Source organism: Paenibacillus polysaccharolyticus (assembly GCF_023714295.1).
GTDB classification, from domain to species: Bacteria; Bacillota; Bacilli; order Paenibacillales; family Paenibacillaceae; genus Paenibacillus; species Paenibacillus polysaccharolyticus_A.
In genome coordinates this window covers 82,511-97,568 of the sequence record NZ_JAMAUN010000009.1, presented here as the reverse complement: position 1 = coordinate 97,568, position 15,058 = coordinate 82,511, and the positions used below count along the sequence as shown (strand labels likewise).

At 47.7% G+C, this 15,058-nt stretch carries 14 protein-coding genes; 8 read left to right on the top strand and 6 right to left on the bottom strand.

What is annotated here, in order from left to right:
• The first annotated feature begins 38 nt into the window (after positions 1-38).
• Both M3629_RS20030 and M3629_RS20025 read left to right on the top strand, forming a co-directional pair.
• Positions 39-1,754 (top strand): copper resistance protein CopC, encoded by a 1,716-nt coding sequence (locus tag M3629_RS20030; RefSeq protein ID WP_251509747.1) that lies wholly within the window; start codon positions 39-41, stop codon positions 1,752-1,754.
• A 77-nt stretch (positions 1,755-1,831) separates the two neighbouring features.
• On the top strand, positions 1,832-2,614 hold the full coding sequence (locus tag M3629_RS20025) for a YcnI family copper-binding membrane protein (RefSeq protein ID WP_251509746.1): 783 nt from the start codon (positions 1,832-1,834) through the stop codon (positions 2,612-2,614).
• Positions 2,615-2,799: 185 nt separating this feature from the next.
• Here the strand turns inward: M3629_RS20025 and M3629_RS20020 are convergent, their stop codons facing one another.
• The 4 genes from M3629_RS20020 to M3629_RS20005 all read right to left on the bottom strand — a co-directional run bounded on the left by M3629_RS20020 (position 2,800) and on the right by M3629_RS20005 (position 6,410).
• On the bottom strand, positions 2,800-3,072 hold the full coding sequence (locus M3629_RS20020) for a hypothetical protein (RefSeq protein WP_090918837.1): 273 nt from the start codon (positions 3,070-3,072) through the stop codon (positions 2,800-2,802).
• A gap of 75 nt (positions 3,073-3,147) precedes the next feature.
• Complete coding sequence (locus M3629_RS20015; protein ID WP_186809805.1) at positions 3,148-4,485, bottom strand: hypothetical protein; 1,338 nt, start codon at positions 4,483-4,485, stop codon at positions 3,148-3,150.
• 17 nt (positions 4,486-4,502) lie between these two features.
• Entirely contained in the window at positions 4,503-4,784 is a 282-nt protein-coding gene (locus M3629_RS20010; protein ID WP_251509745.1) for a hypothetical protein, read from the bottom strand.
• A 369-nt stretch (positions 4,785-5,153) separates the two neighbouring features.
• Positions 5,154-6,410 (bottom strand): DUF445 domain-containing protein, encoded by a 1,257-nt coding sequence (locus tag M3629_RS20005; RefSeq protein WP_251509744.1) that lies wholly within the window; start codon positions 6,408-6,410, stop codon positions 5,154-5,156.
• Positions 6,411-6,834: 424 nt separating this feature from the next.
• Between M3629_RS20005 and M3629_RS20000 the strand changes: the two genes are divergently transcribed.
• From M3629_RS20000 to M3629_RS19990, 3 genes are all read left to right on the top strand, one after another.
• Positions 6,835-7,662 carry an aldo/keto reductase gene (locus tag M3629_RS20000; protein WP_285888942.1) on the top strand — a complete coding sequence of 276 codons (828 nt, stop codon included), beginning with the start codon at positions 6,835-6,837 and terminating at the stop codon, positions 7,660-7,662.
• 270 nt (positions 7,663-7,932) lie between these two features.
• On the top strand, positions 7,933-8,451 hold the full coding sequence (locus M3629_RS19995) for a sigma-70 family RNA polymerase sigma factor (protein WP_251509743.1): 519 nt from the start codon (positions 7,933-7,935) through the stop codon (positions 8,449-8,451).
• Positions 8,448-9,299, top strand: coding sequence for a DUF4179 domain-containing protein (locus M3629_RS19990; RefSeq protein WP_251509742.1), 852 nt, complete (start codon positions 8,448-8,450; stop codon positions 9,297-9,299). Before M3629_RS19995 ends, M3629_RS19990 begins: the two co-directional genes overlap by 4 nt.
• Before the next feature lie 244 nt (positions 9,300-9,543).
• Here M3629_RS19990 and M3629_RS19985 read toward each other — a convergent pair whose 3' ends face one another.
• A complete protein-coding gene (locus M3629_RS19985; RefSeq protein ID WP_251509741.1) occupies positions 9,544-10,002 on the bottom strand; it encodes a cupin domain-containing protein in 459 nt (152 codons plus the stop codon).
• Positions 10,003-10,278: 276 nt separating this feature from the next.
• On the opposite strand from M3629_RS19985, the gene M3629_RS19980 reads away from it, so the two are divergent.
• Positions 10,279-11,130 (top strand): helix-turn-helix transcriptional regulator, encoded by an 852-nt coding sequence (locus M3629_RS19980; protein WP_123065499.1) that lies wholly within the window; start codon positions 10,279-10,281, stop codon positions 11,128-11,130.
• Between the two features lie 243 nt (positions 11,131-11,373).
• On the opposite strand, the gene M3629_RS19975 is transcribed toward M3629_RS19980, so the two are convergent.
• Positions 11,374-12,990: a glycoside hydrolase family 28 protein gene (locus tag M3629_RS19975; protein ID WP_251509740.1), complete on the bottom strand. Its 1,617-nt coding sequence runs from the start codon at positions 12,988-12,990 to the stop codon at positions 11,374-11,376.
• Between the two features lie 417 nt (positions 12,991-13,407).
• On the opposite strand from M3629_RS19975, the gene M3629_RS19970 reads away from it, so the two are divergent.
• Positions 13,408-14,142, top strand: coding sequence for an amino acid ABC transporter ATP-binding protein (locus M3629_RS19970; protein WP_285888952.1), 735 nt, complete (start codon positions 13,408-13,410; stop codon positions 14,140-14,142).
• 75 nt (positions 14,143-14,217) lie between these two features.
• Positions 14,218-15,057, top strand: coding sequence for an ABC transporter substrate-binding protein (locus M3629_RS19965; RefSeq protein WP_285888941.1), 840 nt, complete (start codon positions 14,218-14,220; stop codon positions 15,055-15,057).
• The last annotated feature ends 1 nt before the right edge of the window (position 15,058 follow it).

The following is a 15,058-nucleotide window of genomic DNA, read 5'->3' as shown; positions in this document are numbered from 1 at the left end:
GGATAATTGTAAATCTATAACCCAAGGGTGATGATTTTTTGAGAGTAAGAAGCTTAACCCTGCGTTGGAGCAAACGTCACTGGGCGCTGCTCACCAGTCTGTTACTGGTGTTCTGTCTGGTGATGCCGCAATGGGCATCTGCTCATGCTTATATCGTGAAGGCGTCTCCTGAAAAAAATGAACTGCTCGTTACTGCACCGCAGCGGCTGACGTTGGAGTTTAATGAATCATTGCAGACGGCCTTTTATGATATTAAAATTACCGGACCTGACGGAAATCAAGCGGACAATGGTGACGTACAGATTGACTCAGAACGCCCGCACATTCTAGAAACGGGTCTGAATCCTGGCCTTGCTGACGGGACATATCTCGTCAATTGGAAGGCCGTATCTGCCGATGGTCATCCAATCTCTGGAGCGTATGTGTTCCATATCGGTGAGCCTACCGGAGCACCTGCCGGATTGAAGGATCTGGCATCCGGTTCGGGTGCCACCGGTGGCCCATTGAAATGGATCGTGTCATTCACGAACTGGATTCAATATCTCGGTCTGTCCGTCATTCTGGGTACGCTCGCCTTCCTGCTACTGCGAATTGCCCCAGCTTCCCTGCTACGGGAACCAATGGAGGCACCGGGTAGCTACAAATTGCTCTGGATCAGCTATGCTGCTGCTTCTTTTGCTGCACTAATAAGCCTTCCGCTGAACACACTCTATGAGTCAGGTGTTAATATCGGCGAATTCAGTTGGGCTTTATTAGGAAGTGCGCTCAAACTGACCTCCTTCGGTCAGATCTGGATGTTACAGATGCTGATTGCCATGTTGCTTGCAGTCACACTACTGTCCGGTTATGATCTGGATCGATCCCTGCGCGTACGAATCTGGTCCTCATACGGATCATTGGTGCTGGTTCTAGGCTGGCTGCTTACCCATGCTATGACGGGGCATCCTGCTGCCGCAGAGCAACGTGTGCTTGCTGTAGCCATGGACTTTGTACATCTTGCCGCTGCTGCATTCTGGATCGGGGCTCTCACCGCTATGGCAGTGTGTCTGCCTGCACTCACCAATCGATTGCCTGCAAAATTGCGAGGCGAAGTCTACTGGGCAGCGATAAGGAGATTTACCGTTTGGGGTATCGGTGCTGTAGCCGTTTTGATCGCTACGGGTATCTATGGCAGTCTGGTCATCCTGCCCGCACCGCTACTGAACTCTTTATTCACAACAGCATATGGCCTGGTTCTGATCGGTAAAATTCTGCTACTTATCGTGATGATCGGTTTCGCGCTGATACATGCCAATCGAGCAAGAGCCGCTACAGATAAGCAGTTGTCTGGCAGTCTAAAGGCTGAACTGGTTACAGGTGCCATCATTCTTGCGCTCGCGGCTGTATTGACACATCTGTCTCCAGGTCAGCCAGCACCCGTCGGTCCTTATAAGGGCACACAAACGACAGATGATGGCTCCGTGATAACACTCCAGGTAAGCCCAAACGTAGTGGGAGAAAATCAGTTCGAAGTCAGCATAAAGCGAGCGGATGGCAGTATCGTCAAAGATCTCGAACAGGTGACGTTGGCTCTGATCCATCTGGATATGGATATGGGTATCTATGAGATCACCATTCCGAAGAACGATACGGGCGTATACAAGGCGGAGGACTACATCTCTATGCCGGGCAACTGGAACATTAAAGTTCATGCCCTAACCCGGTCACTTGATGCCCTAGATGCCGAGTTCAAGATTGAGGCAGTAAAGCCGTAGTAAACAACGAAACCATTTTCTAAAATAGTGAAATGTATCTAAAAACGATTTGCATAAGAATGAGAGGGGTTATCATTTTGAAGAAGACAACATGGGTATCCAAATTTACATCCGCTATGGCAACAGGTGCAGCAGCATTTCTGCTGTTCTCCGGTTTGGCCAGCGCTCACGTGACAGTAAACCCGTCCGTCGCACAAACCAGTGCATGGCAGACGTATACGATTAAAGTACCGTCCGAGAAAGAGCTGCCCACAACTAAAATTACACTCAAAATTCCTGAGGGTGTTGCATTCAAGCAATATCAGCCGCTGGCTGGATGGAAGATCACAACCAAGAAAAACGATTCTAAAGAAGTAACCTCAATCACTTGGGAAATAGATGGAGATAACCAAGGGATTCTGGCTGGACAGTTCCAACAGTTTAACTTTGTTGCACAAAACCCCAAGACAGAAACAGAAGTGGCATGGGATGCCTTCCAATATTACAGTGATGGCAGCATAGTCGAATGGACAGGCCAGCCCGGGGCAAACTCTCCTCATAGCATTACAACCATCAGCCAAGATCCTGCAACTGCTGGCAATGCCGCAGCAGGTGGAACAAGTGATGGGCATGACAGTGCAGGTACTGCTGGTACCGAAACAGGTGACAAAGCTTCTGACACTGCGACTGATGACAAAAAAGGAAATGATGACACGACTCTCGGCGATGCTCTCTCCGATACGGTAACAGGTCAACCCAACAACACGGATTCCGATGCAGGTACGTTGAAGCTACAACAAGCAACGTTAATCGTATCGATCCTGGCTCTAATCATGTCCTTCCTGGGCATTGCACTGGCTACTCGCCGCAAAAAGCGTTAATCCGCAATTTACTTACCCGGAGTCATCCGAGGTAACATATTTTATAAGATACAAAAAGGAGTTTGCAGCAAACGGGATAACCCCCTTCATGCTGCAAACTCCTTTTTAGTTAATCTATGTCCAGGACTCAGATGACTTGCCATATACACTACATGTGCCATCCGCATATGGCACACAACTATATTTTAACGTTGCTGATCCGTTTGAATCATAAATTCAATGTACTGGATCAGACTTTTCTTTTGCATCTCAATCGATTGGATACGCTTGGCGAGGCCTGCGAAAAACTCTTCAATCTGTTGCCTCGTATGATCCGCGGATTGTCCTTTCCAGTCGTTCAGACGGCTGTATAGCGCTCTAGCCTCCTGCTCATCTGCTTGCATGCGCACCAGCAGCTGTGACAGCTCCTTCTCCGCAATTCGCAGGTCGTTCAGTTCCACCAGCAATTGTCCGCTCATTGGTGTATCCCTCCCCCTCAGTGCAAGTTCTCACGTTGAATGCTCATTGCTATCTCTCCAGGCTGCCATTTATAACTAGTTAAAATGTACCGGACTCTCATCCGCTTGCCGGAAAGCCTCTGCCTTTTCCTCAATAAAGTTCAGGAACTGGCTCGTATGCTTCATATGCCACGTGCTCAGCTCCTGGATGGATGCATCCAAGTGAGTCACGATCGGCTCCAGTCTGCGGCTGCGGCTTGTATGCAAATACTGAGCCATACGTGTCCGCACCTGATTCAGCTCGGCATTGCACTGCTGGGCATTTTGTTTCCAGCGGGAAGCTACACTTTTCAATTCTTCCGGGGTAACCTGGATTAGACCCGACCCCAGCGCCGCAGCCGCGCCTCTGCCTGCACCGCCTCTCAGCCCCATCGGACCTACTGCTTTGCTGAGTGGCCCCAGATTCTCCATAAGTCTTGGCGAATAACGAACCCGCTCACCCGTAATCGGATCATACAACTCATTGGAAATATAACCATTCTTGAAGTTATACTGATCTAGGCTATGGTAGTTTTCTCCGCCAAAGGTATTCTTAATTTTATCAATCAGACTTACACCATTATTGGCATCTGCGTAATTCGAATCAATATAATACGTAGAACCTACATGACGATCATATCCGCCTAACGTTCCGCTAGCGACCAGATCGCCCGGACTCGCATAGTTCGTCACTTGGCCATCCAACTCACCGGCCTCGACCCGCCGACGCATCTCAGGAGTCAAGTTGCCCATCACTGAAGGTGCACTGAATGTAACCGCAGGAAGACCTGTATAAGCGGAAGCATATTGTGCATCCCCACCTCCAAGAGAATGTCCTGTTAGAGAAAAATTCAGATCGCCATACTTTTCTTTCATATGGTTCGCATAATCTTCCGACTGATACATTTGGTTAGCCCAGCCCGTAGGCGAATAGGTCTTTTCAATATCCTTTACGCGATCGCCCGTCCAGTTTTGCACATCTCTTACCCTATCGCCAGCCCAGTTCTCCACTTTGGAAATACCTGTGGAATCTTTGATATTCTGAACGCCTCTGTCCAGCCAATCCGGTGTCAGGTTGTCTACAAATTGTGCTGTGTCTTGTTGCCCTTTGCGGATCAACTCTCCGCCCCCGATGCGTGCATCCATCACGAAATCGGGCACCGAGCGGTCCAGAGAGGCACTCCCTTCGGTTCCCCGGTAGGCAATGACCGCCTCCTTAGTCTCGGGATTATAGAACGTCACGGCATCGAAGCCGGAAAATTTATTGCTCTCTGTGCCCTCCAACACTTGCCAACCTGGAAGCTCCGTCAGACGGTCACCTGCCTTTTGATCCTGATAGGCTAACTCCGATAAGGTTTTGTACGTTTCATCATCGATGTTCCTGCCGTTACTCAATCACTGCACCTCCCCTTTTATTTGGCATATGGATCATGTCCTTTAGCCTTAATGACTTCCTCGAGCTCGGGACTAATCACGAGATTTTTGGTGATTTTTTTCTTGTAATCGTACGATATGCCAAAGCTCTGATCGTCATGATCCTTCACATGCCCCTTCAGTCCGATCTGCGACATCGCCATCTCTGGCAGCAGTTCCTTGCTTGTAACAACCACATCCAGTTCAAACTTTTCTTTGAAGTGCTGCACCACAACCTTCTCAGCCTCCTGGTACAACGCCTGTTTCTCACTCTCCGTCATCTTCTGACACCCTCCCAGCAATATAGTGAACACCATCATCAGTGCGAATAAACTTCTCATCCATTTTGTGCGCGGAATAGCAATTCCCCCTTTTGGCTCAAACCTGTGTAAGTAAAGAGCGCCCCCTTCACCTGTTACATGCATCATAGTACAAAATCAACATAAGACACATCCGCTCACAGGAGCGTTTTCCTGAAACTTTTCTCCTAGTTGATTCATGCCTATATTTGGGTGTATATTACCCGATTCTAAGTCTGTTGTACCAATTGAGCCTAACTTTTCCCATATAAAAAGCAAAAAACGCTAAAAAGAGCCTGCTCTACGAGCGGCTCTTCTTGTTGTCCAGCCAGATCAGGCCAGCCTTCCCTGTTATTCCAACACCATCCTGAGTGCGGTCAGCACTACCCCGATAATAAATCCGGTCACCGCACCGTTGATCCGAATCCATTGCAGATCTTGACCTACTTTATCTTCAATCAGCGAGATGAGTGAAGCATTATCCATTTTATCTACATTTTCGCGCACAAGATTCCCGATTTTCGAGTGATTTTTCTCCAGCAGTGTGGTGACACCTTCTACAATCTTGCCATTCATGCTTGTCATTAATGCATCATCTGCACGCAGATCAACCAAAACCTTCTCTATTGCAGGCAATGCATACGTATCTACGTAACGACCATCCTCCATCGCCGCGAGGGCCTTATCCCGCATCTCGGTAAGTTTAATGAGCACCATTTCCTCGGCATTCCAGCCATCCAGCAGGTTGTTCTTCCACCCGTTAAGGCCATCCTGCACAGCTTCACTCACCGCAAGACGCATGGCCTGTGTACGAATCATATCCAGCACTTTGTAACGCAGCGCACTGCCTTCCCGTTTCATGTCCTCTACCCGGTCAAAAAGATACCCTTGGATAATGCCCCCCAGACGGTCTTCATTCAAATAACCCATGAACGCATTCATCGCAAACTGCATGAGTCCATTCATCTGGATACCACTAATCGCTTTCATGCCACTTTCACCGAGGAACAGAATCGTTTCCGGCTTGACCAGCCACTCCTCTGCCTGTTTCAACGCATAATCCAAAGCCTGGGCATCATAACCTCGCTCCGTTACCTGTACAGCGGCCCGTTCGAGAATTGGCCCCAAGTCAAACGCCCCGGCCTGTGACTTGATCTCTTTGGCAACCATCGGAGCGATCTGCTCTAGCGGAAGCCCGGCCAAAATACGTTTGCACAGCGTATCAATCATCGTTTTGATGCCGTCACTATGCAGCTCCCGCCCCAAGGTATCCAGCACAATCTCAGCTGCTTTGAAGCCAGCAATTTTCTCCGTGATACTGTCCTTATTGAGCAGATTATTCTCGACAGCGGAGACCAGACCTTCCGTCATCTTATCTCGGTTCTTGGGCAGTAATGCCGTATGGGGAATCGGAATACCTAGCGGATGGCGGAATAACGCAGTTACTGCGAACCAGTCCGCAAGTCCACCCACGAGTCCTGCTTCAAACGAACCTACAAGCAGTTTACCTACCGGCACCCCCTGGAATGGCAATGATGCTGCAAAACCTGCTCCCATAATGACGAGAGACCAGGCTGCAGCCGTTTTGGTTTTTTTAGGTTTAGCCATGATTAATTTGCTCCTTTATCGTTGATCGCGCGGGCTCGACTTGTCATACGAGATCACTACGCTTGATTGATGTTGATTATGTAAAAGCATATGGACTCTACGTTTGAATCCATTCCTCTAACCGCTATCCTCTCAGGAATATAATGAAGGATCTATAAAGTAAAATTCGTTCTTTTTTCGTATACTTCATCTTATCACCCACAAGCGTCAAAACCAAACCTCTGCCTAGCGAAAAAGGATAAAACAGGGGCTTTTCGCGCGCAAAGCTTGCCCACCCGTATTTAAAGACAGGAAAACTTTAGTATAATAAGCAGTGACAGCCTGTCAGCAATCGACTAGCTTCAAGGCCCCAAGGTAATAACTTCCCAATCGCTGGGTAATAACTTCATGTTGAACCAAGAAATCAGAGGAGGAATGGCAGATCATGAAACACGTTCAGGACACAACCACACTCAATAATGGAGTCAAAATGCCATGGCTTGGCTTTGGCGTGTTCAAAGTGAAAGACGGAGATGAGGTTGTAAGTGCCGTCAAAACAGCGATAGAAGCTGGATACCGCAGCATCGATACCGCCAAAGTATATAATAACGAATCCGGTGTCGCTCAAGGCATTCGTGAATCTGGCATTGCTCGTGAAGACTTGTTTATCACAACCAAGGTATGGAACAGTGACCAGGGCTACGAGAGTACACTTGCTGCTTTCGAAGAAAGCATGCAACGTCTGGAGCTTGAATATCTTGATCTCTATCTGATTCACTGGCCTGTTAAAGGAAAATACAAAGATACATGGAGAGCACTGGAGAAGCTCTATAAGGAAGACCGCGTTCGCGCCATCGGCGTGAGCAACTTCCAGACCCATCACCTGGAAGACCTCTTGATGGATGCCACCGTCAAACCTGCGGTCAATCAGGTTGAGCTTCACCCGCTCCTGACTCAGACGGAACTACGCGACTACTGTAGTACACACGAGATTCAGATTGAAGCCTGGTCTCCACTTGGACAAGGTAATCTGATGGAGCATCCTTTGCTCCAGGACATCGCAGCCAAGTACGGCAAGTCACCGGCACAAGTCATATTGCGCTGGGATCTGCAAAACGGCATCGTGACCATCCCGAAATCGGTAACTCCTGAGCGCATTCATGCCAATACCGAGCTATATGATTTCGAGTTAACAGCTGAGGAGATTGAACAGATTAACGGTCTGAATGAGCATAAGCGTTTCGGTTCCGATCCGGACAATTTTAATTTCTGACATATTGAATTGAACTACACCCGCCTTCGTTTCTGGAAGAGCGGGTGTTTTGATATGGTTCTGTGTAGGTTATAGTCACAGACTTCGTTGTGAAAAATGATGGTATGGCCCCTTTGTAATAGAGATTACATATTTTTTTGCAAGCCTTAAAACTATTTTGCCTCCTTATCAGTCTAACGGGTATCAAACATCTCAAGCACTCTACACCAATCCGGGCCTGGAATACACGAGGACTTGAATATTATTTAGGTTTATCAGGGGGGAACAAGATTGATTAGACTGAACAGCAGAAAAACAAAGGAAGAACAGTTCAGCGAAAAAATAACAACGATCCAAAACAAATTATACAGATTGGCATACTGCTATGTGAAAAATGAACAAGAAGCGTTGGACATCGTATCCGAAGCTACCTACAAAGGTTATATTGCCTATGGCAAGATGGATTCCATGACCTATTTCGATTCCTGGATGTCCCGAATTGTGATTAACACATCCATCGACCATATTCGGCGTAGCAAACGAGTAACTTATATGGAAGATCACGCACAAGAGTTCGTAGCTCCAGAGCGGGGAGCCTCCGTAGAAGAAAAGATGGATCTGTACGATGCGCTCGATCGGCTCGTGCCTGAAGATAGAGCCTATATCATATTGAAGTTTTTCGATAATATGCGTTTTCGGGAAATCGCTGAAGTGCTCTCCCTATCTGAGAATACCGTCAAGTCAAAATTTTATCGGATCATCAATAAATTAAAATTGGATTTAGTTGAAGGAGAGGTTGGAGATCTATGACAAGTAAAGAACGTTATGAAAACATTGAAATCCCGGCTCAACTTACAGAGGTTATTCGTCAAGCCCAGCGAAAAGCGGCTGCTCGCAAAAAATCATCTCGCCTCATTCGCTATGCTTCTGCTCTGGCAGCATGTGCAGCTTTTCTGTTCATCGTCAACATTCCTACAGTTGCAAATGCTATGGTCAAAATACCTGTGGTCGGAACGATTGTTCAAGTATTACAATTCGGCGATGGCGGTAAGATTACCGATGGAGTAACTGTGGGTTCGGAGACAACGGAAAATACGCTTAAAATTAATTTCAGTACCGATGACCAGGGTCAGACGAATGATGCACCTTATTATAATGTAGTACACAAGTCAGCACCCAATCGTATCCTCTTTACCTTCAGCGGTGCACGCTACATGGATATGGAGAAAGTAAAAAACGATTTCATGACTCAACCTTTAGTGAAAGATGTCTATGGTTCCATGATTCTAGACGACTCCTCCGTCGGATTCGTTGTTGTTTTAAAAGAAGGCGTACAGTATTCCGTCACGGAATTCAAGAACCCTGGATATTTGGAAGTGAAGCTGACTTCTGACGGCAAGCCAGTCACACCTCGAAAGGTGTTCTCACTCCGTACAGAACCAATGCCTTTTGGAGAGTCGATGGGTATATTAAAAGAATCTTATCCGGATGAAGATATCTCCTTCCTCAAAACATCCACTGGTGAATATACCGGTGTGTTTGGTGAATACTCCACTGCGGAAGAAGCTGAACTTAAGCTTAAAGAACTCGCTCAGCAACCTGATTATAATGGAGAGTTTTATATAGACAGCTGGATGAGTAACGAGAACCCGAAGTGAGCAGTATTCGCCATCGACCTGCTAGGCATTCACAATGAACATCCCGGCGAAATAAGAGCAAGAGAAGAGCAAGAGAGAAGAGCAAGAGAGAAGAGCAAGAGAGAAGAGCAAGAGAGAAGAGCAAGAGAGAAGAGCAAGAGAGAAGAGCAAGAGAGAAGAGCAAGAGAGAAGAGCACTCAAAAACCCGATCCAGATGCCGAAGCATCTGGATCGGGTTTTTAAATTTAGAGTGTTAAATATAAGTTTATCCTTTGGACACCAGCTTGAAGTCATCAAAGTGAAAACCTGGCGCTACGACGCAAGTGACCAGAACCGGCTCATCGCCCAGTGGCCGTGCTGTCTGCCATACACCTGCAGGCACAAGTACCTGCGGAGATTGTCCTGCCGCGATATCCATACCGAGAATCAGTACTTCCTCATTCTCCGGGTTTTCGCCGTTGCCACCCAATTTCAATTCAATTGGACTACCGCTGTGCCATAACCACAGCTCATCCGAAAGCACCGTGTGCCACTCGGATATCTCGTGCGCATGAAGCAAGAAGTACGTTGAACTTGCCGAGAAGCGCGGACCAGAGTAAGCGTCCGGTAATACGGATTGCGGGATTTGATAAGACGCTTTCCAAACTTCCTTATACCAACCACCTTCAACGTGAGGCTGCATATCTAGCGCAGCTACAAGCGGTGATAATTCATGTGTTGTCATAACTTGTTTCCTTCCTTCCAGCTCATATTCGGGGACGCTCCCAGACTGGAGCATGACCTCGCTCTCCCTACTCTAAAACAACATGTCCATTTTGTCACCTTTACAACGGTTAATCCTCAAACGGTTCACCTTTTTTATAAATTGTGTCGTGCCAAAAGAACCAGATTAACTTATTCAAAAATGAAGTTCACTCTTTATGATAGCGTTTACAAAAATATCTACTTTCCGTTATGATATGAGTATCAACGCCAAGCTGAAGTTGAGAGGAGTTGCCTAATGAGTCTCATTGAGGATCGAATCGGACCCAAGTATCGGATTGGTGATTATGCCTTTACCATAGAATATATGCGAAGACATGACGGGAGTGCGATGCCGCAACCTCATGCTCATCCCTTTTACGAATTATATTATCTGCTCGAAGGTGAACGGGTGTACTCCATGAATGGACAGATTCTGCCTGCGCGAAAAGGTGACCTGGTTCTCATCAATCCGCATGATGTACACACCACTTCCAAAGGCAACAAACCCGGCTTTGAACGGATTCTCATTGGTTTTTCGCCTGCTTTTGCCACAGGTATGGAGCTAGGCATCTGTGGCCTGTTGCCATTCAAATGCTCCAGCCTTCTTCGTCTTCCCGAGTCGGATCAACCTGAGATTGAACGCATCCTATGGCAGATGCTCCAGGAATGCAAAGAACGACGCCCTCACTACGAGATCGCCGTACGTAGTCTGCTGGCTCAGCTTCTAATTCATGTCCATCGGGCACAGGAGGTTATCCGGGAATCCAATCCAGGCTCGCTACACCCGATGCAGGACAAGATCAGCGAGATTGTAACCTATGTTAATAAACACTATACCGAACCGCTCACTTTGGAAGGTGCAGCAGCCCGCTTTTATATCAGCCCGTCTTATCTCAGTCGAATGTTCAGCAGACTTACCGGATTTCGCTTCAGCGAATACTTGCGTATCGTTCGAGTTCGAGAGGCACAGCGAAGATTACTTTCGACCCAAGAGCGGGTTCAATTTATCGCAGAAAAGGTTGGATTCGAGCATACTGCTCATTTTAACAAAACCTTCAAACAGATCACAGGCACAACGCCGCTGCGTTATCGCAAAGAGCATCGATGAACGTGACATATCGTCCTGACCTGTTCTTCCTGATACAAGACCAATTAGGCAGCCCTGCTCCAGCTCCAGGATGCGCCCTTCACTATCTCAAGAGAAGTTCAGGCGATGACTGGACTGTATACATGGCTGCCTTACTCTACGACTACACTACTACTATTACTACCAGTATTACTTGGTACTCACTTCTTGTGCTACGCCAACGACGGGCGAGGTACTGCACCTTAGAAATATCACACCGCCGTCTTATCTACGAATGATAACTCCGCTTCGGACTTCCGGACTCACCGATATCTGTCGCCCTTGTGTGTCTGCATCCGTTTCCCGACATACGATCCCCGCAGATTCAAGTCCGGTGACTTTCAGCAGCTTCCCATCCGCACCCACACCGTTAATGTCCTCCAGTGTAGCGCCTTTGCAGTTGTGAAGATGAATGAGCGGACCTTCGGTGATCTGTGCCTGAAGCCCTGTAATCTGTAAATGTTTCGCATGAGCACACTGAATGCCAGTATGAGCTTCCACGCTGTAACGTTCGATGCTTACGCTGTCTAGAGGCATCTCCGGCAGACCGCTAATCAATAATGCCGTATCGGCCCCTGCACAGACCACATCCGAGATACGAATATCCCGGAACACTGGCGTTTCTTCGCTAACCTCTTTTGCAAGATCCCCACCGCGGGCAGACCCCTCCATATTGGCATAGAAAAAGGAAAAAGAAATTGCTTCCATAATGATATCCTTCATATAAATGCGCTCAATCTGAATATCTTCTACAACACCGCCACGTCCGCGCGCGCTCTTGAAACGCAAACCAATATCCGTGCCGATAAACGTACAATCCGTTACCCGGACATGCCTTACACCGCCGGACATTTCACTGCCGATGACAAAGCCTCCATGACCATGATACACCGTGCAATCCCGAATCGTAACGTACTCCGATGGCATCCCAAGTTCACGTCCCTCGGCATCTTTACCTGACTTCATACAGATCGCATCGTCACCGACATCAAATATACTCTGTTCTACCAGAACATGACGACATGACTCAATATCCAGCCCGTCTCCATTCTGGGAGAACCACGGGTTACGTACATTTACTTTACGAATCGTCATATGTTCACATGCCCAGGGATGCAGGTTCCACGCCGGCGAGTTCTGGAATGTAGGCCCTTCCAGCAGAACACGTTTGCATCGGCGCAAGCTAACCATGTTCGGCCGCAAAAAATCCCGGATCTCCTCATGGGCGGAGAGATCACTTACCTTTTCCTGGTAAAGCTTTTCGGCAATGGCACCACCGTCCATCGCGGATTGGGAAGGCCACCAAATTTGTTCATCCGTCGTATTCGACTCTTCTATAACACCACCAGAGGCAAGCAGTCGCTTCCACTGACTCGCTGTCATTTTGGAACGTCTCACCGGACGCCAGGCTTCACCGCCGCCATCCCAGATGCCTTCACCCGTAATCGCAATATCTTCGAGCCCGTCTGCATCAATCGGAGACTGACAACGCACAACCTGCCAGCCCTCGAAGCTTGACGCAATAAGAGGATACTTGTTGAAATCCTGACTGAATGTCACCAGCGCACCGGCTTGCACATGCAGTTCAATTCGGCTACGAAGCACAATAGGTCCAGTGAGCCATACCCCGGCAGGAATGATGACCCTGCCTCCGCCTGCGTCTGCACATGCAGCAATCACCAACCGGAATGCCTCTGTATTATCTGTAATACCGTCTCCAACGGCACCATACTCGGTAATATGAAAATCATTATCAGGAATAACGGGCAGATCCACCTCGTATGCTTGAAGTTCAGCTGCGCTGCCTGACCCTGCGGATAATGGGGAGCGATATATATTCATCGTATGAATCCATCCTCTCTGCTTGATTCTCTCGTTTCATCATATCAACGGTACTGTAGTGACGGGTTAAGCTTTTTTGCCATGTACAGAGTGAACTTGATGTTATTTGTTATTTATATTTGTTAGCCAGTTTATAAAAACAAGACGCTATTTTTAGTTTACAGCATACATCAATTCCAGTCATTGTAAATAATCTAGGAGTATTGATTCATTTTTCTGTCAGCATTCGTCACAATAAAATCAACTACATAACATATATATAACGTAAATTTGGCCTACAGCCCTATAAAACCCATTACTTATGTCACGTTTTATTACAGACCAATTGCTATTAGCAGGATGTCTATGTATGATTAAATAACCACTTTGCAATAATACCTTTTTATTCCATTTTATTCCCCGTTGCAGAAAGGGTGTATGTTCTTGATTGAATTCAAACGTGTGCAAAAGCATTTCGGTCATTTCCATGTCCTCAAGGATATTCATCTTCGTATCGAAGAAGGAGAAGTGGTCGTTATCGTCGGGCCTTCAGGCTCTGGCAAAAGCACTCTGCTCCGTTGCATTAACCGCCTGGAGACCATCAGTGAAGGTGAGCTCGTCGTCAGCGGCATTCCCCTGCATCAGAAAAAGGTGGACATCAACCTCTTCCGCCGCGATATCGGCATGGTTTTTCAACATTTCAATCTGTACCCCCACAAAAAAGTCATCGACAACATCACTCTTGCACCCGTCAAGGTGCGTAAACAACCCAAAGCCCAAGCCGTAGCAACCGCTATGAAATACCTGGAGCGTGTCGGCATTGCCGATAAAGCAGACAGTTACCCTTCCCAGTTGTCCGGTGGACAACAGCAGCGTGTAGCCATTGCGAGAGGACTCGCCATGGAACCGAAGATTATGCTTTTTGACGAACCCACGTCCGCCCTTGATCCCGAGATGATCGGCGAAGTCCTCGATGTAATGCGCTCCCTTGCCCACAACGGCATGACCATGGTGGTCGTTACCCACGAGATGGGCTTTGCCCGTGAAGTGGCAGACCGGGTCATTTTTATGGACGAGGGCCGGATCGTAGAAGAGGCCTCCGCAGCGGAGTTTTTTGACAACCCCCGAGAAGAAAGAGCACAACAGTTTCTTAGCCGCCTGATCCATCATTAACCTCATCGTTCTTTTACCCAGACGTTAAACCACTCATTTATACTCACTCCACATTTTGAAAGGGGTCTTAAATTGATGAAAAATATGATAAAACACCCGTCTATAACGTTAATGTTGGTGCTCATGTTATCTCTTGTATTGTCTGGCTGTAACTCCACTGGTACAAACACACCCTCCGCGAGCGGTGGGGGCGACGCAGAAGCACAAGGCACGATTGAGCGGATTAAGGAGCGCGGCAAGCTAATTGCTGGCGTGAAATATGACACGAAGTTATTTGGACTCAAAGACCCGGCAAGCGGAGATGTGGAAGGCTTTGATATCGATATTGCCAAGGCACTCGCCAAGCAGATTCTGGGAGATGAAACAAAGGTGGAACTGAAAGAAGTAACGTCCAAAACACGGATACCGATGCTGCAAAACGGAGATATCGACATCATCATTGCCACCATGACCATTACGGATGAGCGGAAAGAGCAAGTGGACTTCAGTGATGTGTACTTCGAGGCAGGCCAATCCCTTCTGGTGAAAAATGACAGTGCCATCGCAGGACTGGAGAGCCTGGATGGTGTGAAGGTGCTTGCCGTGAAAGGCTCTACGTCTGCACAGAACATTCGAGAGAAAGCACCGAAAGCCAACGTGCTGGAGTTCGATAATTATCAAGATGCGTTTACAGCGCTGAAAGCAGGCAAAGGCGAAGCGCTGACGACCGATAACATCATCCTCATCGGCATGCAACAGACCGACAACAACTACAAGCTGGTTGGCGGCAACTTCACAAGCGAGCCTTATGGCATGGCGATTCGCAAGGGCGACACGGCTTTTGTAGAAGAAGTAAACAAGATGCTGAAAAACCTGAAGGACAGCGGTGAGTATGACACGTTGCATGAGAAGTGGTTGGGCAGCAAGCCTGAATAGT

Bases quoted from the DNA above. Each gene is read 5' to 3' on its own strand.
- M3629_RS20020 (WP_090918837.1), bottom strand. From the start codon at position 3,072: ATGAGCGGACAATTGCTGGTGGAACTGAACGACCTGCGAATTGCGGAG.
- M3629_RS20010 (WP_251509745.1), bottom strand. From the start codon at position 4,784: ATGACGGAGAGTGAGAAACAGGCGTTGTACCAGGAGGCTGAGAAGGTT.
- M3629_RS20005 (WP_251509744.1), bottom strand. From the start codon at position 6,410: ATGGCTAAACCTAAAAAAACCAAAACGGCTGCAGCCTGGTCTCTCGTC.
- M3629_RS20000 (WP_285888942.1), top strand. From the start codon at position 6,835: ATGAAACACGTTCAGGACACAACCACACTCAATAATGGAGTCAAAATG.
- M3629_RS19990 (WP_251509742.1), top strand. From the start codon at position 8,448: ATGACAAGTAAAGAACGTTATGAAAACATTGAAATCCCGGCTCAACTT.
- M3629_RS19985 (WP_251509741.1), bottom strand. From the start codon at position 10,002: ATGACAACACATGAATTATCACCGCTTGTAGCTGCGCTAGATATGCAG.
- M3629_RS19980 (WP_123065499.1), top strand. From the start codon at position 10,279: ATGAGTCTCATTGAGGATCGAATCGGACCCAAGTATCGGATTGGTGAT.
- M3629_RS19975 (WP_251509740.1), bottom strand. From the start codon at position 12,990: ATGAATATATATCGCTCCCCATTATCCGCAGGGTCAGGCAGCGCAGCT.
- M3629_RS19970 (WP_285888952.1), top strand. From the start codon at position 13,408: ATGTTCTTGATTGAATTCAAACGTGTGCAAAAGCATTTCGGTCATTTC.
- M3629_RS19965 (WP_285888941.1), top strand. From the start codon at position 14,218: ATGAAAAATATGATAAAACACCCGTCTATAACGTTAATGTTGGTGCTC.